General features: G+C 73.4%; 18 protein-coding genes. 12 read left to right on the forward strand and 6 right to left on the reverse strand.

Translation table 11 applies throughout. The features are described from left to right. Nucleotides 1-129: 129 nt before the first annotated feature. On the reverse strand, nt 130-3,228 hold the full coding sequence (locus tag ACFQ46_RS16305; protein ID WP_380260412.1) for a S8 family serine peptidase: 3,099 nt from the start codon (nt 3,226-3,228) through the stop codon (nt 130-132). Between the two features lie 185 nt (nt 3,229-3,413). Here ACFQ46_RS16305 and ACFQ46_RS16310 point away from each other — a divergent pair, with 185 nt between their 5' ends. Beyond that, a complete protein-coding gene (locus ACFQ46_RS16310) occupies nt 3,414-4,058 on the forward strand; it encodes a copper resistance protein CopC (protein ID WP_380260413.1) in 645 nt (214 codons plus the stop codon). Here ACFQ46_RS16310 and ACFQ46_RS16315 read toward each other — a convergent pair. Further along, nucleotides 4,030-5,244 (reverse strand): MFS transporter, encoded by a 1,215-nt coding sequence (locus ACFQ46_RS16315; RefSeq protein ID WP_380260414.1) that lies wholly within the window; start codon nt 5,242-5,244, stop codon nt 4,030-4,032. The genes ACFQ46_RS16310 and ACFQ46_RS16315 overlap by 29 nt on opposite strands. Nucleotides 5,245-5,347: 103 nt before the next feature. Between ACFQ46_RS16315 and ACFQ46_RS16320 the strand changes: the two genes are divergently transcribed. Together ACFQ46_RS16320 and ACFQ46_RS16325 are read left to right on the forward strand one after the other, a co-directional pair. Beyond that, complete coding sequence (locus ACFQ46_RS16320) at nt 5,348-6,235, forward strand: LysR family transcriptional regulator (RefSeq protein ID WP_380260415.1); 888 nt, start codon at nt 5,348-5,350, stop codon at nt 6,233-6,235. Between the two features lie 60 nt (nt 6,236-6,295). Continuing rightward, entirely contained in the window at nt 6,296-7,495 is a 1,200-nt protein-coding gene (locus ACFQ46_RS16325; protein ID WP_380260416.1) for a glycoside hydrolase family 76 protein, read from the forward strand. 84 nt (nt 7,496-7,579) lie between these two features. Here the strand turns inward: ACFQ46_RS16325 and ACFQ46_RS16330 are convergent, their stop codons facing one another. Beyond that, nucleotides 7,580-8,203 (reverse strand): superoxide dismutase, encoded by a 624-nt coding sequence (locus ACFQ46_RS16330; RefSeq protein WP_380260417.1) that lies wholly within the window; start codon nt 8,201-8,203, stop codon nt 7,580-7,582. 186 nt (nt 8,204-8,389) lie between these two features. On the opposite strand from ACFQ46_RS16330, the gene ACFQ46_RS16335 reads away from it, so the two are divergent. The 4 genes from ACFQ46_RS16335 (at nt 8,390) to ACFQ46_RS16350 (ending at nt 13,552) form a co-directional block, all read left to right on the forward strand. Then, on the forward strand, nt 8,390-9,109 hold the full coding sequence (locus ACFQ46_RS16335; protein WP_380260418.1) for an HAD family hydrolase: 720 nt from the start codon (nt 8,390-8,392) through the stop codon (nt 9,107-9,109). A gap of 143 nt (nt 9,110-9,252) precedes the next feature. Next, complete coding sequence (locus ACFQ46_RS16340; protein WP_380157520.1) at nt 9,253-9,642, forward strand: cold-shock protein; 390 nt, start codon at nt 9,253-9,255, stop codon at nt 9,640-9,642. Continuing rightward, nucleotides 9,639-10,502, forward strand: a complete 864-nt coding sequence (locus ACFQ46_RS16345; protein WP_380260419.1) for a DUF3027 domain-containing protein — start codon at nt 9,639-9,641, stop codon at nt 10,500-10,502. The genes ACFQ46_RS16340 and ACFQ46_RS16345 overlap by 4 nt, the downstream gene beginning before the upstream one ends. Before the next feature lie 83 nt (nt 10,503-10,585). After that, the gene (locus ACFQ46_RS16350; protein ID WP_380260457.1) at nt 10,586-13,552 is read left to right on the forward strand and encodes a sacsin N-terminal ATP-binding-like domain-containing protein; all 2,967 of its coding nucleotides are present in this window, start codon (nt 10,586-10,588) and stop codon (nt 13,550-13,552) included. A gap of 6 nt (nt 13,553-13,558) precedes the next feature. On the opposite strand, the gene ACFQ46_RS16355 is transcribed toward ACFQ46_RS16350, so the two are convergent. Then, a complete protein-coding gene (locus ACFQ46_RS16355) occupies nt 13,559-13,810 on the reverse strand; it encodes a DUF2530 domain-containing protein (protein ID WP_380260420.1) in 252 nt (83 codons plus the stop codon). Nucleotides 13,811-13,856: 46 nt separating this feature from the next. Between ACFQ46_RS16355 and ACFQ46_RS16360 the strand changes: the two genes are divergently transcribed. The 3 genes from ACFQ46_RS16360 to ACFQ46_RS16370 all read left to right on the forward strand — a co-directional run bounded on the left by ACFQ46_RS16360 (nt 13,857) and on the right by ACFQ46_RS16370 (nt 16,313). After that, complete coding sequence (locus tag ACFQ46_RS16360) at nt 13,857-14,615, forward strand: SDR family NAD(P)-dependent oxidoreductase (protein WP_380260421.1); 759 nt, start codon at nt 13,857-13,859, stop codon at nt 14,613-14,615. A gap of 1,202 nt (nt 14,616-15,817) precedes the next feature. Next, nucleotides 15,818-16,147 (forward strand): helix-turn-helix domain-containing protein, encoded by a 330-nt coding sequence (locus ACFQ46_RS16365; protein ID WP_380260422.1) that lies wholly within the window; start codon nt 15,818-15,820, stop codon nt 16,145-16,147. A gap of 25 nt (nt 16,148-16,172) precedes the next feature. After that, a complete protein-coding gene (locus ACFQ46_RS16370; protein ID WP_380260423.1) occupies nt 16,173-16,313 on the forward strand; it encodes a hypothetical protein in 141 nt (46 codons plus the stop codon). 136 nt (nt 16,314-16,449) lie between these two features. Here ACFQ46_RS16370 and ACFQ46_RS16375 read toward each other — a convergent pair whose 3' ends face one another. After that, complete coding sequence (locus ACFQ46_RS16375; protein ID WP_380260424.1) at nt 16,450-16,893, reverse strand: nuclear transport factor 2 family protein; 444 nt, start codon at nt 16,891-16,893, stop codon at nt 16,450-16,452. Nucleotides 16,894-17,390: 497 nt separating this feature from the next. Then, on the reverse strand, nt 17,391-17,966 hold the full coding sequence (locus ACFQ46_RS16380) for a helix-turn-helix domain-containing protein (RefSeq protein WP_380260425.1): 576 nt from the start codon (nt 17,964-17,966) through the stop codon (nt 17,391-17,393). Between ACFQ46_RS16380 and ACFQ46_RS16385 the strand changes: the two genes are divergently transcribed. Both ACFQ46_RS16385 and ACFQ46_RS16390 read left to right on the forward strand, forming a co-directional pair. Further along, on the forward strand, nt 17,967-19,883 hold the full coding sequence (locus tag ACFQ46_RS16385; protein ID WP_380260426.1) for a GMC family oxidoreductase: 1,917 nt from the start codon (nt 17,967-17,969) through the stop codon (nt 19,881-19,883). Nucleotides 19,884-20,312: 429 nt separating this feature from the next. After that, nucleotides 20,313-20,553 (forward strand): transposase (locus tag ACFQ46_RS16390; protein WP_380260427.1); only part of this gene is annotated, 241 nt, incomplete at its 3' end.

Raw genomic sequence — 20,553 nt, forward strand, 5'->3', positions numbered from 1 at the left:
CCGCGCTCGACCCGGCGGCACCGGTCCTGCCCCACCACGAGGGCGGCACGCGCGGGGAGACACCCTCGGCGTGAACGCACGAGACCGCCGCCCCCGGGTGGGGACGGCGGTCTCGTCACCGCGGGAGGGTCAGCCGACGGTCAGGACCGTCGACCGCGTGGTGTCGCCGTAGCCCACGGTGCCCAGGTAGGGCGTCGAGGGGTCCAGCCCGGACCAGGACAGCGTGTACGTGGCCTGGCGACCGGTGCGCACCGGCAACGGGTCCGGTGTGGCGGTCAGCGAACCCGCCTTCGCGTCCGGCCCGAGGACGAAGGAGGTGAACGTGTACCCGATCGACGACTTCCCCGGGGCCGGGGCGTAGCCGTCGACGACGAGGACGTAGTTCCCCGGGTCGACGAAGTCGTCGATCCGTTCGTCGGTGGACGCGGAGGCCGACAGGTCGAGGAGTTCCCCGGCGGCGGAGTAGAGGTAGAGGTCGACGTCGGACCCGGCCTCCCCGTGCAGGTCGAAGCGGCTGAACGTGGTGCCCTTCGGGATCGTCACGGGGAACTCGACGCTGTCCCCGACGGCGACGGAGCCCGCGCTCCGCTTCCCGGCCACGAGGCCGGTCGTGGTCAGGTCGAGGTCACCGGTGAAACCGGAGGTGACACCGACCTGGACGGAACCCTTCGCGCCGGTCCCCGCGACCTCGGCCGGAGCCGCCAGCGGGATCGGTCGCACCGCGAGCGGCGAGCGGACGGTGAGGTCGTCGCCGCCCTTCCACGTCAGCGAGCCCGAGGCCCAGGTGTTCAGCGCCGCGGTCGTGCGGGCCACGGTCACCCGGAACTGCGCGCTCTGCCCGGCGTCCAGCTTCAGGACGCTGGGCTGGACCTGGACGTCGAACCCGGCGAGTTGGGCCGTGGCGTAGTAGTACCCGCCCGTGGTGGCCGTCACCGTGCGGGTCACGGTGCGGGCCCCCGCGAGGTCGCCGTCCGCGATCGAGGCCTGGTTCAGCTCGCTCGGGTCGATCGCACCCACGCCGGTCCCGGTCGCGACGCCGGAACCCTCGAGGTAGCGCAACCAGTCGACCGGGGTCGAGTCGTAGACCAGACCCGGGGTCAGCATCTTCGTCGGGTCGACGAAACCCGCCCCCCCGGCGAACGGGTCGCGGGCCGGGGTGCCGTCGGGACCGAGCAGGTTCCGCGCGGTCGTCATGAGGGCCGACTTCACCATCATGGGCGTGAACTCCGGGTGCGCGGCGTAGTACAGCGCCGCCAGGCCCGTGACGTGCGGGGCCGACATCGAGGTCCCCGACTCGGGGGCGAACAGGTTGCCGCGCGCGCCGTCCGCGACGGGCGAGTACCCCGCCACGACGCCGGAACCCGGGGCGGTGAGGTCGGGCTTGAGGAGGTCGCCGCCGTCGACCAGCGCGGGCCCGCGCGAGGAGAACGCGGAGATCTGCGGGGCCGGCGTCGGGGTGCGGGTGGTGTTCCCGGGCTGGAAGGACACCGTCGCGTTGGTGCGGTGCGTCCGCAGGTACCCGAGGAGGGTCTTGCCCGCCCCGGCGTCCAGGTGGACCGTCGGCACCGCGTGCGCGTCAGGTTCCAGCGAGTTCGGCGTCGGGTTGTAGAGGATCATCCCCACCCCACCGGCGCGGGCGACCTCGGCGGACTTGTCGACGCGGGCCGTCACCGCCCGCCGGCAGAAGACGACCTTGCCCTTCGTCTTGACCGGGTCCAGCGACCCGGCGAGGCAGATCGCGGCGTCGTCGGCGGTCTTCCCCGCGGCGGCCACGTCGGAACCCAGCACGAGGCGGGTCGTGGGCAGCGGTTCCTGGGTCAACCGGGCCCCGACGAACTTCCGGCCGTCGCCGAGCACGACGGTGCCCTCGCGCAGCACCGAGGTGGCCGCCGCGACGGTCGTCACCCACGGGCTGGCGTGGTCGGTGGTGGAGACGGTCGGGCCGGAGTTCCCGGCCGAGGCGGAGACGAAGATCCCGGCGGAGGCGGCGACCATGAACGCGATCTCGACGGGGTCGGCCGCCGTCGTCGACGCGCCGGAACCGATCGAGTAGTTGATGACGTCGACGTTGTCGGCGACGGCCTGGTCGATCGCGGCGATCAGGTCGGAGGTCTGGCAGCCGTTCGTCCCGTCGTCGCCGGTCCAGCAGACCTTGTAGACGGCCAGTGCGGCGGCGGGGGCGATCCCGGTGACGTCGCCGTAGGAGTCGCCGTCGATGGTGGCGGGGACGCCGTTGCGGCCCACGGCCGTCGTGGCCGTGTGGGTGCCGTGGCCGTCGCTGTCGCGGGCGGAGGTGAACTCGGCGTCACCGAGGGCGTGCACCGCGGTGTACCCGTCGGAGAACGCCCGGGCGCCCACGACCTTCGTCGTGCAGGAGGCGGCGGTCCACCGCTGGCCGGTCTCGCAGGTCCCGGTGTAGGTGCCGCCGTCGGCCTTCGCCATCCGGATCGTGCCGCCGCTGCGGTAGGCGCCGTAGGGGTCGCCCGCGGGGGCCCCCGTGGGCAGGGCCGCGCCGGCGACGGAGGGGTGCTCGGGCCAGAGCCCGGTGTCCAGGTCGGCGACGACGACACCCCGGCCCGCCTGCTGCACACCGCCGAGCCGGCTCCAGACCCCGTCGGCCCCGGTGAGGCCGAGGTAGTCCGCGGTCGTGCGGGCGGGGGCGGCGGCCGTGCTCGCAGCGCCGGTCGAGCTGGTCGTGGTGGCGCTGGTCGTGGTGGTCACGCTGCTCGCCGCGGCCGAGGCCTCGGCGCTGCTCGTGACCAGGTGCCGCTCGACGTCGGGAGCGACCGAGACGACCCCCGCGGTGGCGGCGAGCTTGGTCGCCTGCGCGCCGGTGAGCTTGGCGGAGAACCCGTTGAGGGCGACCGTGTAGCGCTGCAGCGGGGCGACCCCGACGCTGTCGGCGACCTTCGTCTGGGCGGACAGCAGCAGGTCGCGGTAGCGCTGGGTCGTCGACCGGGTCATGTCCAGGTCGCCACCGGCCGACTTCAGCTGCGGCAGGCCGGGGAGGGAACCGTCGTACTTCGCGATGGGGTCCTGGGCGAGGGTGACGACGTAGTCGCCGTCCCGGAAGGCCGAGGCGGCCGGGGTGGGCGTGGGGGCGGCGTTCGCGGTCAGCGTCGGGACGAGGGCCAGGACGAGGCCGGTGCCCAGGGCGAGGGCGAGCCGGACGGGGCCGCGGCTGCCGCCCTCCGGTCCTGCGGCTGGGTGCGGACGGGGGACGACCATGACGGCCTCCAGGGTGGAACAGGAGCGACGGTTGACGTGTCGTGTGCATCGAGTGACGTTCGGTGATTCAGTGACGACGGGGTGCAGCCAACCGGCTACAGCGCGTGGCGTCAAGGTGTCCCGGGGCACTCGTTCGCTCCGCCGGACCGTCCGAGCTCCACAACGACGCTCCGTAGTCTGTCCCCGTGCAGACGTTCAGTGACCGACGGACCGCCCGCGCCACGACGGGCCACGCCACCCAGCGCCCGGGCCGGCGCCGCGCCGGGGTGCTGCTCCTGGCCGGGCTGCTGACCCCCGTCCTGCCCGTGCTCACCGCCGGTCCCGCCGCCGCCCACGACCGCCTCGAGTCGACCGACCCCGCCGACGGCTCGACGGTCGACGTGGCGCCCGACGCGGTCGTGCTGACGATGTCGTCCGCGCCGCTGGCCCTCGGGACCCAGGTCCAGGTCACCGGCCCGGCCGGCGTGGTCTCCTCCGGCGAACCCCGGATCGTGGACGAGACGATCACCGAGCCCCTGACCGGCGACCTCCCCGCGGGCAGCTACGAGGTGCAGTGGCGGGTGACGTCCTCGGACGGGCACCCGATCTCCGGCAGCTACACCTTCACCGCGACGGGGGCGGCGACCCCGACGAGCACGACGACCCTGGACCCCGTGCCCACGGCCGCCCCGAGCTCGAGCAGCCCGGGCACCTCGACGGCCGGGACCGTCGACCCCTCCAGGCCCGACTCCGGCAGTGGCAACGGCGCCCTCATCAGCGTCGCGGCGGCGATCGTCGTCGTGGGGGCCGGCGCGGGCGGGATCATCGGCTACCGGCGCCGGCAGCGCTGACCGCAGCCGGCCGCCCGGCCCGCTCGAGACGCAGGTCGACCAGCCAGACGAGGATCGTCAGGACGCCGAAGCCCGCCCCCACGGCCGAGACGAGGGACCAGCCGCCCGCCCCCCAGGCCGCCGAGCCCGCCGCGGACCCGAGCGCGCCGCCGACGAAGTACGTCGTCATGTAGACGGAGTTCAGCCGGGAACGGGCCGCCGGGCGCAGGGGGTAGACGACGTTCTGGTTCGAGACGTGGACGGCCTGCAGGAACATGTCGGCCAGCCCGAACCCCAGGACGAAGAGCAGCAGCGACGTCAGCCACGTCGAGGCCGACAACCCCAGCAGTCCCCAGGTGAGCACGAGTCCGACGGCCCCGACCCCCGTGGTGAGCTGGCCGCGACCGGCGTCGGCCATCCGTCCGGCGACCGAGGCCATCGACGCCCCCGCCACCCCGGCGAGGCCGACGAGGCCGATCTCGAGCTCCGACATCCCGAACCGCGGACCGGCCAGCAGGAACGTCGTCGTCGCGAACAGCACCGAGATCCCGGCGAAGCCCAGTCCGCCGAGCAGGGCGCGGGTCCGCAACCGCGGCAGCTCCGCGACGAGACGCGCCCCGGACCGCAGCGTGGCGAGGTAGCCGCCCGTGGCCTGCGGGACGCTGCTGGGCAGCTTGCGCCGCAGGACCACCGCGATGACCACCAGACCGACCGCGACCACGGCGTACGGCGCGTGCCAGCCCGCGACCTGCGCCAGCGCACCGGAGACGCTGCGCGCCAGCAGGGCCCCGATGAGCAGCCCGCTCATGACCGTCCCGACGGCGCGACCCTCCCGGCCGGGTTCGGCCAGTTCCGCCGCGAAGGGGACGAGGACCTGGGCCGCGACGGAGAACACCCCGGCGATCGCGGTCCCGACCACGAGCACGGCGTAGTTCGGGGCGAGCGCGCAGACGGCGTGCCCGGCCGCCGCGAGCAGGGCCAGGACGGTGAGCAGCCGGCGACGCTCCAGCAGGTCACCCAGCGGGACGACGAGCAGCAGCCCGAGGCCGTAGGAGACCTGGGCCACGGTCACCAAGGCCGCCGCCCGGCCGTCGCTGACGGCGAGGTCGCCCGCGATGGTGTCCAGCAGCGGCTGGTTGACGTAGTTCCCCCCGACGGTGAGTCCGGTGGCGACGGCCATGACGAGCAGGAGCGGTCGGGTCAGCACGCCACCATCGTCGTCTGCCCGGGTCCGACTGTCCAAGCGGTCGAACCGGCTCGATCGATCGCACATCGCGATCGACGAGTGCCGCCGGGGGTACCGTCGGCCGGTGACCCCCCTGCAGCTGCGCTGCGTCCTCGCCGTCGCCGACGGCCTGCACTTCACCCGGGCCGCCACCGACCTCGGCATCGCGCAGTCGGCCGTGAGCCACCAGGTCGCGACCCTCGAGGAGGAGCTCGGGACCCCGCTCTTCGAGCGCACCAGCCGACGGGTCCGGCTCACCGCGGCCGGTGAGGCGGTGCTCCCCCGCGCCCGCGCGGTGCTCGCGGAACTCGACCGGTTGCGCACCGACGTGGTCGCGGCCTCCGGCGCGATCGAGGGCCGGCTGCGGATCGGCACGATCCCCACGCTGCCCGACCTGCGGATCCACGAGGTGCTCGCGGCGCTGCAGCGCAGTCACCCCGGGATCCGCGCCACCGTCACCGTGCACAGCAGCGAGGTGTCCCTGGCCCAGGTGGCGGCGGGGACCCTGGACGTCGGCATCGCCGGGTTCCCGCTGGACTCCCCACCCACGGGCGTGGAGGTCGAGGTGCTCGCCACCGAACCGCACGTCGCCGTCGTCGCCGCCGGGCACCCGCTGCGGACGCGTCGACGGGTCCGCCTGCGCGACCTCGCCGGCCTGCCCTTCGTCGACTTCCCGGCGGGTACGGGCGGACGGCGCCAGAGCGACGAGGCCTTCACCGCGGCCCGCCTCGCCCGCGACGTCGTGGTGGAGACCGACGACCTCCCGCTGCTGCTGGACCTCGTCCGCTGCGGCCTCGGGGTGGCCCTGCTCCCGGCCTCCGCGGTGGGCCCGGCCCAGGGGGTGCACACCCTGGCCGTCACCGACGGGCCCGCCCGGCGCAGTTGCGTCCTGCACGCGGGGCCCGGGTCGTCGGCCGCGACCCGGGCGTTCCTCGCCGAACTCCGCGGGCACCTGAACCGCGAGGGTGGTTGACCACCCGCAACTCACGGTGAGAACGTTCTCAGGCCTCGACACCGACGTCTGGAGTGCTCCGTGCAGAACCCCACCCGGAAGAACCTCACCCGACGCACGATCCTCACCGGCATCGCCGCCACCACGGCCACCGGAACCCTCGCCCCCGCGGCACGGGCCGCCGACCGGGGTTCCCCCTGGGCCGACCGGGCCGGGAACGCCTGGCGGGCCCTGCTCGACCACTTCAGCGTGGACGACGGCTCGGGACTGTTCCACGAGCAGCTCCCCGTGGGCCCCGACGACCCGGCGTACTCCTACGAGTGGCCGTTCTCGCAGGCCCACGTGGCGGCCCTCGACCTGACGGGGATCCCCGGCGGCGCGGGTCGTCGCTACCGCCACGACCTGCGTGATCTGGCTGCGGCGCAGCAGCTCTACTGGACGAGCGCCGGAACGACCGGTCTCCCCGGGTTCGCGTCCGCCCCGCTCCCCCCGTACGCCGGCGGCGGGGACCTGTTCTACGACGACAACGAGTGGGTGGGACTGCTCGACGTCCAGGCCCACGGGATGGCGCCGAACCCCACCGCCCTGCGCGAGGCGCGCAGGATCTCCGACCTCGTCGAGTCCGGCTGGGACGTCGACCCCACGCACGCCGATCCCGGCGGGGTGTTCTGGACGCAGGCGCCGTGGAGCACCGACCGCAACACCGTGTCGAACATGCCCGGGGCGGAACTCGCGCTGCGGTTGTTCCAGTTCACCGGTGAACGCCGCTACCTGGACCGCGCGCAGAAGTACTACACCTGGACCAACCGGTACCTGCGTCGTCCCGACGGCCTGTACTCCGACCACCTCGGCCTCGACGGGACGGTCGAACCGACGGTCTGGTCCTACAACCAGGGGGTTCCCGTCGGGGTGAACACCCTGCTCCACCGGGTGACCGGTGAGCGCAGGTACCTGCGCGAGGCGCGCCGCGTCGCCGACGCCTCGATCGCCTACTTCGTCGACGGCGGTCGCGTCGACGACCACCCGCCGTTCTTCAACTCGATCTGGTTCAAGAACCTGCTGCTGCTCGAGTCCGTCGTCGGCGGCTGCACCTACCGGAACGCGATGGCGGCCTACGCGGAGCGGGTCTGGCGCCACCGCCGCGACCCCGCCACCGGGTTGTTCCACTTCCCGCACGACGGCGTGCTGGACGGTTCCACCCAGCTGCTCGAGCAGGCCGCGGTGGTGCAGGTGTTCGCGGTGCTGGCCTGGGACCCCGCCGACCACGCGACGCTGTACTGACGCGAGGCCCCTCCGGGGTGACCGGCCCGGGAACGAGAAGACCCCCCACCGCACGGTGGGGGGTCGCTCGGCGCTGCGGGGTCCTCAGGGGACGATGAGCCCCACGGTCTGGGTGCGCGCACGCTCGAAGCGCGAAGCGGCATCCGCCCAGTTCGCGACGTTCCACCAGGCCTTGACGTAGTCCGGCTTCACGTTCTTGTAGTCCAGGTAGAAGGCGTGCTCCCACATGTCCAGCACCAGCACCGGCACCAGGCCCAGGGCGATGTTGGACTGCTGGTCGTAGAGCTGGACGTTGACGAGCTTCTGCCCGATGGAGTCCCAGGCCAGGATCGACCAGCCGGAGCCCTGGATGCCCAGCGCGGTGGCGGTGAAGTGCTTCTGGAAGCCCTCGAAGGAGCCGAAGCTGTCGTCGATGGCCGCGGCGAGCTCACCGACCGGCTTGTCGCCGCCGTCGGGGCTGAGGTTGGGCCAGAAGACGGAGTGGTTGACGTGTCCGCCGAGGTTGAACGCGAGGTTCTTCTCGTGCAGGTTCACGGTGGCGAAGTCGTCGGTGGAGCGGGCTTCGGCCAGCTTCTGCAGGGCGGTGTTGGCCCCGGCCACGTAGGTGGCGTGGTGCTTGTCGTGGTGCAGCTCCATGATCGCCCCGGAGATGTGGGGTTCGAGCGCGGAGTAGTCGTAGGGAAGGTCCGGAAGCGTGTAGTCAGCCATGCGATTCCTCTTCACTCCTCGTCAACGTGACGTGCGTGGGACGAGAGCCGGCGGCACCGACCCCGCCTCGCACCGTGACCATCGCGCAGCCACGAGGGGTGCGCAACCGGCGGTGGAAAGCGTCTCACCGCGTGATCACCCCCGGCGCGCCGGGGTCGGCCCGGGACGAGCACCTACGCTGGGGCCATGAGCACCGTGCCCGAGGCCGTCGGGGACCCGAGCCGGGAGGCCCCCGCGGCCGGCGTCCCGGTCGTCGGCTTCGACCTGGACATGACGCTGGTCGACTCCAGCGACGGGATCGCCGCGACCCTGCGGGCCGTGCTCGCCGAGGTCGGCATCACCGTCACCGCCGCGCACACCCGGCCCTACGCCGGGATGCCGCTCGAGCTCATCCTCGCGGGCCTCGCCCCGGGGACGCCCGCGGCGACGATCGAGACCCTCGCCGCGCGCTACCGACAGCTCTACCCCTCCCTGGGGATCGCCTCGGTGCGCGCCTACCCCGCGGCCGCCGCGGCCCTCGCCGCACCGGCCGCGCACGGTGGGCGCAGCGTCGTCGTCAGCGCCAAGCACACCCCGAACGTGCACCGCGTCCTCTCGGTCACCGGCCTCGCCGGGGCGGTGCAGGACACCGACGTGACCGGCGACCTCTTCGCCGAGGCCAAGGGGCAGCGGCTCGCCGAGCTCGGAGCGACGGCCTACGTGGGCGACCACCCGGGTGACGTCCGGGCCGCGCAGGTGGCCGGAGCCGTCTCCGTGGCGGTCACGACCGGCTCCCACGACGGGGCCGCGCTGCTCGACGCGGGAGCCGACGTGGTGCTCGCCGGCCTGGAGGACTTCCCCGACTGGCTCGCCACCCACGCCGCCGACCTGCAGAACGGGAAGCGCGCGGTCCCCCTCCCCCGTTAACCTGGGGGGGACCGCCGGTACGGCGCGTCCCGGGCTCCTCGCCCGGGGGTGCGCCGCAGCCGGCTCTCACGACACCGAACGCACACCCGCCGGAGCGCGCGGACACCCCGCAGCGCCCGCACCGCAAACTGGAGAAGGTTCCTGTGCCGACTGGCAAGGTCAAGTGGTTCGACGCCGACAAGGGATTCGGCTTCCTCGCCGCCGAGGACGGCGCCGAGGTCTTCGTGCACGCCTCCGCGCTGCCCACGGGCACGGCGACGCTGTCCAAGGGCAGCCGCGTCGAGTTCGGCGTCGTGCAGGGCAAGAACGGGACGCAGGCGCTCTCGGTGCGCCTGCTCGACCCGGTGCACTCGGTCGCCCGCGCCACGCGGAAGAAGCCCGAGGACATGGTCCCGATCGTGGAGGACCTCATCAAGCTGCTCGACGGCGTCTCCGGCACGCTGCGCCGGGGTCGCTACCCCGACAAGAACGCCGCGGGGAAGTTCGCGACCGTCCTGCGCGCCGTCGCCGACGACCTCGAGGCCGGCGCGTGAGCGAGGACACCGCGGACACCGCGGACACCGCTCCCGGGGCGAAGAGGGCGAAGCGCGCCCGCAAGCCGTCCCTCGACGCCGCCGCCGGCGGTGCCGTCGAGCTCGCGCGCGCCGCGGCCGAGGACGTCGCCGAGGCGGGCAGCGTGGGTGAGCACCTCGACGCCTCCGCCGAGGGCGACCGGATCGTCAGCCACGCCTTCGCGTGCCTGCTGCCGGGCTACCGCGGCTGGCGCTGGACGGTCACCGTGACCCGCGCCTCCCGCGCGAAGAACGTGACGGTCAACGAGGTCTGCCTGCTGCCCGGCGAGGACGCCCTGCAGGCGCCGACGTGGCTGCCCTGGGACCAGCGCATCGCCCCCGGCGACGTCGGTCCGCAGGACACGCTGCCGCGCCGGGAGGACGACCCCCTCCTGGACCCGGGCTACGAGTGGACCAGCAACGCCGACGCCGACGAGCTCGCCCTCTGGGAACTCGGTCTGGGTCGCGAGCGCGTCCTGAACCTGGCGGGCCGCGACGAGGCCGCGACCCGCTGGTACGAGGGTGACCGCGGCCCGAAGAACGAGATCACCGAGCACGCCAAGGCACCCTGCTCGACCTGCGGGTACTTCCTCCCGCTGGCCGGCTCGCTGCGTCAGGTCTTCGGCGTCTGCGCGAACGAGTGGTCCCCCGAGGACGCACGGGTCGTGAGCCTGGACCACGGCTGCGGCGCGCACAGCGAGACCGACGTCGAGGTCACCGCGGACGCCCCCGCCGTCCCGCTGATCGACGACCTCGACCCGGAGGGGTTGGAGCTGGTCCCCTCGGGGACGGGCGCCGACGAGACGCTCGAGGACGAGCTCACCGCCGGAGCCGGCAGCTGACCGACGCCCACGGGGTCGATCCGTTCGGCACCGCCGCCCTGCGCGCCCGCGTCCTCGCCGCCTGGAACGACTCCCCCGCGCGGCTGCGCGAGGACGCCAACGCCGAGGAGGACGCCTCCCTCGGCGCCTACCGCGACCGGCTCGTCGTCGAGCTCGCCCAGAACGCGGCGGACGCCGCGTCGGCCGCGGGCGTCGAGGGCCGGCTGCTGCTGCGCCTGCTCGACGACCCGGCCGGGGGTCCGGGCCGGTTGCTGGCCGCGAACACGGGCACCCCGCTGGACGCCGCCGGCGTGCAGGGTCTCGCGACGCTGCGGGCGAGCGCCAAGCGGGACCCGGCCACGGCGGTCGTCGGCCGGTTCGGCGTGGGTTTCGCCGCCGTGCTCGCGGTCTGCGACGACCCCGCGGTCCGCTCGGTCCCGGGTGCCGTCCGCTTCTCCCGCAGCGCCTCCGCCGACCTGCTGAGGTCGCGCGGCTCCGCCGCTCTGGTCGCCGAGGTGGACGGTCGTGACGGTCACGTCCCGGCGCTGCGGCTGCCGTTCCCGGCTCCCGACGCGGCGGCCGTCCCCGCGGGCTACGACACCGTCGTGGAGCTGCCGCTGCGCGACGCCGACGCGCGGGCCGCGGTCGAGGCGCTGCTCACGGGGTCCCCCGGGGGTGTCGACGACGTGCTGCTGCTGGCCCTGCCGGCGCTGGCCGAGATCGTCGTGGAGGTCCCGGGTGCGGCCCCTCGTCGCCTCGCCGACGTCCACGAGCGGTGGCGGGTCCTGCGTCGCAGCGGTCGCCACGACCCCGCCGACCTCGCCGACCGCGGGGTCGAGGACCGACGGCGCCTCGGCTGGCAGCTGACCTGGGCGCTGCCCACCGCGGCGGAGGCCCGCACGCCCGGGGTCGTGTGCGCCCCGACCCCGACCGACGAGGACCTCCCGTGGCCCGCGGTGCTGGTGGCGACGTTCCCGCTGGGTCCCGACCGGCGCCGGATCGCGCCGGGACGGGCCGCGGACGTCCTCCTCGACGCCGCCGCCGACGCGTTCTGCGCGCTGCTCAGCGAACTCGCCGGCGACGGCGGGGACGCCCTCGCCCTGCTGCCCTACGGCGCCGCGGCGGGTCGCGTCGACGCCGAGCTGCGCCTGCGCGTCCTCGACCGCGCCCGGGCCGCCCCCGTGCTGAGTGCGGTGGAACGCGTCGACGGCGCACCGATGCTCCTGCGGCCGAGTTCCGCGGTGGCGCTCACCGGCGCGGGGGCGGACGACCCCGCCCTGCTCGGAGCCCTCGCCCCGGCGTTGGCCGGTCTCGTGGCGGCTCCGCGCGCGGTGGACCGCCTGCTCACCGAGCTCGGGGTGACGCGCCTCGGTCTGGCCGACGTGCTGGACCTGCTGCCCGGTCTGGACGCCGAGGGCAGCCGCGAGCTGTTCGCCGCGCTGGCTCCGCTCGCCGCGGACCCCTCCGCGCGGGAGGCGATGTCCGGGCTGCCCGTCCCGCTGCTCGACGGACGACGCGTCCACGGGGCCCGTGGGACGGTCCTGCTCGACGACCCCGACCTCCTCGGGACGCAGGCCGCGCAGGTCTTCGCCGCGCACGGTCTGCGGGTCGTGGACCCGGCCGCCTCGCAGGGGCCGGCGCGGGAGCTGCTGTCGCGGCTCGGGGCCCGTGAGGGCGGGGCGTGGGCCGTGCTCACCGACCCGGCGGTCCGCGCCGCGGTGGTGGCCTCCCCCGACGCCGAGGACCCCGACGAGGTCGCCGCGGCGGTCCTCGACCTCGTCGCCGCCGTCATCGGCTCGCAGCCGGGCTCCGCGGCCGAGGAGGAGACGGTCCTGCGGACGGCACGGGAACTGCCCTGGCTGGCCGACCTGGCCCTGCCCGACGTCGAGGACGACCTCGCGCCGGCCGGCGCGCTGCTGCTGCCCGGGACGCTGGCGGAGCGTGCCTTCGACCCCGACGACGTCACCCCGGTGGCACCGGAGACGCTGCAGGAGTGGGGGTCCGACGTCCTGCGGGCCGTCGGGGTGCTGTCCGGCCCGGCCCTCACCCACGTCGCCGAACTCGACCTGAACGACCTCGACGGCGCCGACGACGCGGGGCTGGCGGGTTTCGCGGACTACGTCGAGGACGTCTGGGCGGACCTGGTGGAGGAGGGCGAGGCCCTCGTGGCCGACGTCGTCGTCGTCCGCGACCTGGACCTGGTCCTCGACGCCTGGCCCGAGGTGCTGGCCGACCTCGCGGGGTCACCGGCGGGGCTGCAGGCCCTGACCGGTCCGTGGACGCTCGGCGCGCACCGGCGTCAGGGTCTGGTGGCGTGGTGGCTGCGCCGTCACGGCCCGCTGCCCGACGTGTCCCGCGCCCCCGACGGTGCGGCCCCGCCGTGGCTGCCGCTCGCCCCGGAGTGGGTCGCGCCGCTGCCCCCGCTCGCCCGGCGTGCCCTCGGCGTGCTCCCCGACCTGGCGAGCGCGGGCGCCGACGACCTCCCCGGGCTGCTGCGGGCCAGCGCCGGCTCTCCCCCGGCCGCCGTCGACCTGATGCTGCTCTGGGCCCTGCTGGGTCGCTCCGCGCAGGCGGCGGTCTTCGCTGCACCCCAACGGTTCGCCGCCCTGGACGCGGCCGGTGCGGTGGTCGTGGCCGAGGCGGACGACGTCGTCGTGGTCGACTCCCCCGCGTGGGCCCAGCGCACCGACCTGGGGCCCCGCCTACTGGTCCCCGCCGCCGCGGCGACCGCGGTCGCGGACCTGCTGGAGCTCGACCTCAGCTCCGAGCGCGGAGCGGGTCGTCTGGAGCACCCCGCCGGGGAGACGCACCCGGTCCCCGCGACGGTCGGCGTCCTCGCCGCGGGGGTCCCGGCGACCTGGTCGCAGGTGACCTCGTTGCGGTGCGACGGGCAGCCGGTGCGCTTCTGGGTGACCGCGGAGGACGAGGTGATCGCGGTCGACCCGGCCGCCGCGGCCTGCGGGCTGGCGCAGGTCGCGGGTGCGTGGCCGTTGCGCGGGGCGCTCACCGAACTCCTGACCACCGACTCACCGGCCGCCGTGCTGGGCGCGGAGCTCCCCGGCCTCCCCTGAGCGACGTCAGGCCGACGGGGGTGGGGTCCGCCTGTCGCGGCGGTGCAGGAAGGCCAGGCCGACGACGCCGAGGAGCAGACCCGCCACGCACGAGCCGAGCCAGCGCCCCTGGCCCGTGCCGCGGACCTCGGGGACCGCGAGGGCGACGACGAGCAGGACCGCCCACACCCCGAGTCCGACGAGCACGGCCCGACGGTCGTCGGTGCGCAGCGGCGGGGGCGGCGGTTTCGCCTTGGACGGCGGGAGGAACAAGGGCACGGGGCCAGTGTCCTCCCCCTGCGCACGATCTGCTGGGATGACCCGCATGGCGCTTGCACCGCAGACCACGGAACCCCCCACCCAGCGAACCGCCCTCGTGACGGGGGCCAGCAGCGGCATCGGCGCCGCCACCGTGCGCGCGCTGGCGGCCGCGGGGTTCTCGACCATCGCCGCCGCCCGTCGCGTGGACCGCCTCGAGGAACTGGCCGCCGAGGTCGGGGGCCGCGCCGTCGCCCTCGACGTGACCGACGCGGCGTCGGTGGCCGCGATGGCCGCGCAGGTCGGCGACGTGGACGTCGTCGTGCACTCCGCCGGGGGCGCCTTCGGTTCCGACACGGTCGAGAACGGTGACCCCGAGGGCTGGAAGGCCATGTACGACATCAACGTCGTCGGGGTCCTGCGCGTCCACCAGGCCCTGCTGGACGGGATGCGCCGCGGGGGCAACGGCCACGTCGTCGTCCTGGGTTCCATCGCCGGGTTCGAGGTCTACCCCGGCGGCGGTGGCTACACGGCGGTGAAGCACGGGGTGAACGCCCTGTGCCGCACCATGCGCCAGGAACTGCTGGGCGACCCCGTCCGCGTCACCGAGATCGCCCCGGGCATGGTCGAGACGGAGTTCTCGCTGGTCCGCCTCGGCAGCCAGGAGGCGGCCGACAAGGTCTACGACGGGCTCACCCCGCTGAGCGCGGACGACGTCGCGGACGTCATCGCCTTCGCCGTCACCCGCCCGCCGCACGTCGACCTGGACAAGATCGTCATGCGCCCGGTCCAGCAGGCCGACGCCGCCCACGTGCTCCGCCGGTAGGCTCGGTCGCGAACGCTCCTCACCCCGGCGTGCGACGCAGCGGCACCGGCGCGCCACCTCGTGCCCTCGCGCCGGTGCGCGAGTGGTGCACCACGGGGCCGCTGGGGTTCGCAGTGCAGACCACCTGCTGGTTCGAGTTCGCAGATCGCCTCGGGCGTAGACGCTCACAGCTCCACCCAGAGACTTCGCCGTACTCGGGTGTACCCGTTGTGGAAGTTCCTCATGTCAACGTCTTCCTCGTGGAAGAGACCCATGTCGACGCAGGCCGCTCTCGACGGCGCGCAGAAACGTGAAGCGATGGCGTGGTGTCGCGCCACGAAGTCCTGAATCCTCGGCGCGGAGACATCCGCGCCCCGCGGCAACCGCTCCGCGTGGCCGCCGCGACCTGCCCTCCCACCGCAACGCGAGGGTTGGCCTCCTCGAGGACGCCGACCACGTGCGCACTGTGCTCCACGCGCTGCCCGCTCCGGTGGTGCTCGTCGGCCGGCCCTGCGGCGGGGACGTCATCGACCTGCCCCCGCGCGGCGAACCGACGTGGGCGAGACGCACGGCGACCACCTCACCACCTGGCGCACCCCGGAGACCGTGGCCGACGCGATCGCGCAGGTCCTCTGCGGAACCTGGAACGAGCGTCGGCCGCTGTCACCCCGACACCCGACGGGTCACAGCGTCACCACTTCGCCGTCATGCCGATGGCCAGGCCACGACAGGCGCAGTCGTGTGCCGCGTGGTGCGGAGGGTACTGCGGTGCCTGGTTCTCGATCTGGACTGATGACCATGGATGCCGAGACCCCGAACGCCGCGTGGACACTGGCCCTGACGATGGAGATCGGTGCCCACGGGCGTGCCCGGGTGGAGCGTGAGACGAAGCCTGGACCACGGGGCCGCAACCCGCACCGGGATGCAGATCGTCGCGGCCCCGCGCAACGCCGACGTGCGAGTCCTCAGGTGCTGCCCGGGCGTTGGACGCTGGAACGGTCCCACGCCTGATCTCCGCGGATGGTGAGAGCTGCAGACGCCTGGCCGGAGACTGTGAACTCAAGATCGTCCGTTCGAGGCCATGATCCGTGCGTAGCCTCGAGCCGCCTCGTACCCGCCTCGCAGGCCCGGACGCCGAGCCGCGCGGTCCCATCGAGACCGGAGCGGCCCGGTGCCTGGTGTTCTGAATCGATGGTTCGCTGGCAGTTCCGTAGACCGGGGTCATGGCGGGCGTTCGCGGACCGGAACCACCGAACATCACGCTGTCCGAGGCCGAACGGGACCAGCTGCGGTCCTGGTCTCGTCGACGGACCACCGCAGCCGGCCTGGCGACGCGCAGTCGCATCGTCCTGGCCGCAGCCGAGGGCAAGTCGAACTCCGCCATCGCCACCGAGCTGAAGGCCTCACGACCGACCGTGACCACCTGGCGAGCCCGGTTCGCCGAGCACCGCCTCGAAGGCCTCGCCGATGAACCTCGACCCGGCTGGCGGCGGTCGGTGACCGACGCCCACGTCGAGAACCATCGTCACGACGCCGGAGACGGAACCGGATGACGCCACCCACTGGTCGACTCGATCCATGGCCGAGCACCTCGATCTGTCCCGGACCACCGTCCCTCGAACCTGGCGGGCCTTTGGTTCGCTGCCTCACCTGCGGGACCGGTTCAAGATGTCGACCGACCCGTTCTTCGTCGACGAGCTGCACGACGTCGATGCGTGAGGGTCGGTCCGAGCAGGCGTTGCACCGGGGCGCGACCCCGACCTGCTCAGGAGTCGACCGTGGACCGCCGGCGGGACGAGCTGAGGTCGCTGGATGCGGGAGGACGATCTGGACGACCGGCCACAGCGGCGCCGGCCTACTGACCGCCCGGGGTCGTAGCCCCACCCGGCATGACGGACCGGTCGTAGTACTCGTGGCACGACTGGATCTCGAAGGTCGGTGTGAGGGTGAGGATCGCCGCGCACCGGCCGGTGAAGGGTTTCATCGTGGCGGTCATGGTACCGACGGCCAGGGGCTCACCGGTGAACGTCCCTCGCCCGATGGCCTCGACGACCACGAAGCCTTCGCCGGCGTGCGCGTTCTCCAGGGTCATCTCGAAGTCGGGGATCGCCGCGCGCCAGAGGGCGTGGTGCCTGCTGAGCAGGGCGTGCCCGCGGCGGCGGATCCCGAAAGTGACGTCGAAGTACTCAGCGTCCTCGGCGAAGAGCCCGACGAACGCTTCGTGCGTCGGGGCGTTCCAGGCCTCGACCCACCGCTGCCCGATGCCGAGGGCGGTCACCGTCGTGGTCGTGTTGTCCATGTGCACTACTCCTGTGGGGTGTGAGCGGCGGTCCGGTGTGGTGCCGGACCGAGGTGGCCCGTCGGACGGGTACGCCGAGCCGGTATGGGGCTGGTGCCCGCGCTGGTGTGGTGGTGCAGGACGCTGCGGTCGACGAGCCGGGGACACCTCCCAGCCCGAACTCCGGGCAGGCCTCGCCGCTTCACCGGAGTCCCGGTCTGAGTAGTGCCGGAAGAGCAGGGGCGAAGACCTCCGCCAGCAGTGGTGAGCGTCGTGGCGCGAGAAGACGTCGGCGAAGACCCCGACTCCCACGGTCCAACTCAGGCACGCCGTGCCGGTACGTCGCGAGCCCGACCCTAACCTCCCGCGCTGTGTCCGAACCCGGCACTGACGAAACCTCCATGGAGTTCACCAGTTCTCCCCGACCAGACACCGAGACGCCTTCGACCTCGGTTCCCGGTCCCCGGCGCACGGGCGCGACCTCCTGGGTCCGGTCCGTGAGGTTCCTGGGTGCCGCGCTATCCGCGACCGCCATCGGTCGCGGACATGGCCTGGCTGATCATGGCCGCCACGCGGTTGACGAGGGGAGCGAAGTGTTCAGCGGGTGCAGACGGCGGCGTGCAGAGCTGCAGCGCGGCGACCCGTCGGTCGCGGAGCACGATGCTCGTCGCGTAACAGGTCAGCCCCGGGAGAACGTCCTCCCGGTCCGTCACGAACCGCCGTCCGGGCGTGCCGATCGTCGTCGGAGCGAGCAGGACGGAAGCAGCCGCACCAGGTGGCAGCTCGCGGCCGGGGTAGAGGTCCGCGGGCAGTTTCTCCACCCCTGGGACGACGCTCATCACGTAGGCCCTCGTCCCCTCGGCCACGACGCAGGTCACCGTCGCTCCCGTGCGTTCCCGGAGGGCCTGCAGGTACCGCTCCGCCACCGGCCGGAAACCCACGTCCGGTTCGTTGAGCTCAGCCATGACCAGCATCTCGGAACTGAGAAGGTACCGCCCGTAGGACAGCACGACCACACCCTCGCCGATCAGCTGGTCGAGGAGGCGGTACACCGAACTGCGGGGTATCCCGGTGATGTCCGCCAGCGCAGCCACTTGGCCTTCCGCGGGGCTGAACGGGAGGGCTCTCAGGATGGCGAATGCGCCCTCCAGGACGCCGCGGCCTCCTCTCGAACTCCCCGGGGCCGGATTCGCGGTGAGTCTCGCGCGAGCGTCATCCCGGCGTTGCCCGAAACGAATGGCGTCGTAGCACGGAGCGTCCTCTCGATCGCGGGCCGACGTGACGGAAACGGCCGGACGAGAGCGCTCGAACTCGTGCACCGGTCGATCGTACGCGCAACGGGTGTCCACTCAGCGGACAGATCAGGACGCTCCGGCCCCACCCCGACGGACGATGGGTCAATGACCGCATTCGACACCCCTGACGTCACGTCGTCCGATCTGCCGGCCGAAGCCGGTCTCGTCATCGTCGGCGGAGGTGCTGCCGGGTGCACTCTCGCGTACCGGCTGGTGGCGGCCGGGGTGCGGGACGTCCTCGTCATCGAAGCCGGAACGAACACCGGTGCCGAGGCGAACGGGGTGGTTCCCGGAGCTGCTCTCGCCCGTCTGGCCGACCCGTCCTTGAGCTGGAACGACGAACTCGCTCCCCAGAGCGCCCTGGGGGGACGCGCGGTGCCCTTCGCCCAAGGCCTCGGAGTGGGCGGCGGGAGCAGTTTGAACCTGATGGCGTGGTTCCGCGGCCACCCCGAAGACTTCCGGTCCTGGGAGGCGGCCGGAGCAACGGGCTGGGGGCCTGCGGACGTCAGCAAGGTGTACGCGGAGATCGAAAGTCGCACCCCCGGCGCACCGGGGACGATGGTTCTCTCGACGGCCTCCGATCTGCACCCCATCTCCAGCGCGTTCGTCCTGGCCGGGCGCGAGTTGGGACTGCCCATCACCGACGACTTCAACGGTCCGCAGTCGACAGGCGTCGGGCTGACGACGTCGAACATCTCCCGGGGGCGCCGTTGGAGCGTGGTCGACGCCTTCCTCCAGCCGGCGCTGCGGTCTGGCCACGTGCGGTTGACGACCGGGGCACGGGTGGATCGGGTGGTCCTGGACGGCCACCGGGCCACTGGCGTGGAAGTCACCCTCGCCGACGGCACCACGAGGCACGTACGGGCCCGCGAAGGCGTGGTGCTCGCGGCAGGAGCGGTCCGCACGCCGCAGATCCTGGTGCTCTCAGGTGTCGGGGGCCGAGAGGAGCTCGACGACCTGGGGGTCGCAACGGTGCTCGACCTGCCCGAGGTGGGCCAGAACCTGTCCGACCACCCCGTCGTCTACACGAGCTGGCGGGCCAGGAGCGGCGAGGGGCTCCTCACGAGCGCTGGAGCCGACGAAGCCCTGCTCCAGGCGGAGCTGGGCCGAGGCACGCTCGCCTCACTGACGCAGACCGGCGCCATGCTGGCGACCGCACCCGGTGACGGCGCTCCTGACATCCAGATGTTCCTGGCGCGGGTGGGACTCGACGATCACCTCGCCCCGATGGCCGAACCGTCGGTGTCGTGCGTCGTCTCGCTGCTCACCCCGCGCAGCCGAGGCAGCGTGCGGGTCATCTCCCGCGATCCCGCGGTCGCACCGTCCATCGACCCCCGATTGCTCGGCGAACCGGAGGACGCGGTCGCCCTCCGTCAGGGACTGCGCCGGACAGAGGAGCTGTTCCAGACGAAGGTGCTCACCGCGGTGACCGACGGTGCGATCTCACCCGCCGCGGGATCGAGCGACCTCGCCCTCGACGAGTGGATCCGGGACCACGTCTACAGCCAGTGGCACCCCGTCGGCACCGCCAGGATGGGCAGCGACGCGCGCGCCGTCGTCGTAGCGGACACGATGCTGGTCAACGGCGCGGATCGCTTGTGGGTCGCCGACGCATCGGTGATGCCCACCGTTCCCCGTGGAAACACGCAGGCCCCGACCATCATGATCGCGGCGAGCTCGGCGACACGGATCGCGGCAGTGCTGGCGGCGGGGTGACCACCCCGCCGCACGGCCGTTCTCGCCGGAGCGCCCCTGTGTCGCCAGAGCCGGGAGGACCTCCCCGCCAGGACCTGCGCAAGTTCCCGAGGGCCGTCTTCTCCGTCGTCGACACGGCACGACGTGCCTGTTCCCGACGTCCTGCGCGTGAGGTGTCGTGCACCCAGGTCGAAGCAGGGGTTCGGTCGCGGTGGCGTGAGCCTGCCGTACCGAGTCCCGTCACACCAGGGCCGAACCAGCACCGACTCCCCTGTCCGCAGCACGGTCCCAGGTCGGTGGCGTGGATTCCCGAGATGTCGCCGGGCACCTCACCGACCACGTTCCCGGTCGACCTCCACCTGGACCGTCGGCCCTGGTGGGCGCCACGAACTCCCGCCGTCGACTGAGTGACTGTTTCAGATGTGGGTCCATGTCGGGCATGCTGGTGCGGTGGCTGGTGATCGCAAGGCGTACCCGTCCGACCTGACTGATGCGGAGTGGGAGCTGATCAAGCCCCTCCTACCTCAGCAGGGACGGATGGGCCGCCCGCGCCAGGACTTGCGCGAAGTCCTCAACGGCATCTTCTACATCGTCGACAACGGTGCAAAGTGGCGGGCGATGCCACGCGACCTACCGGCGTGGGAGACCTGCTACCGCTGGTCACGGCGACTGGAAGAAGACGGGACCTGGC

Source organism: Kineococcus sp. GCM10028916 (assembly GCF_042674865.1).
In the GTDB taxonomy this organism is placed as follows: Bacteria; Actinomycetota; Actinomycetes; order Actinomycetales; family Kineococcaceae; genus Kineococcus.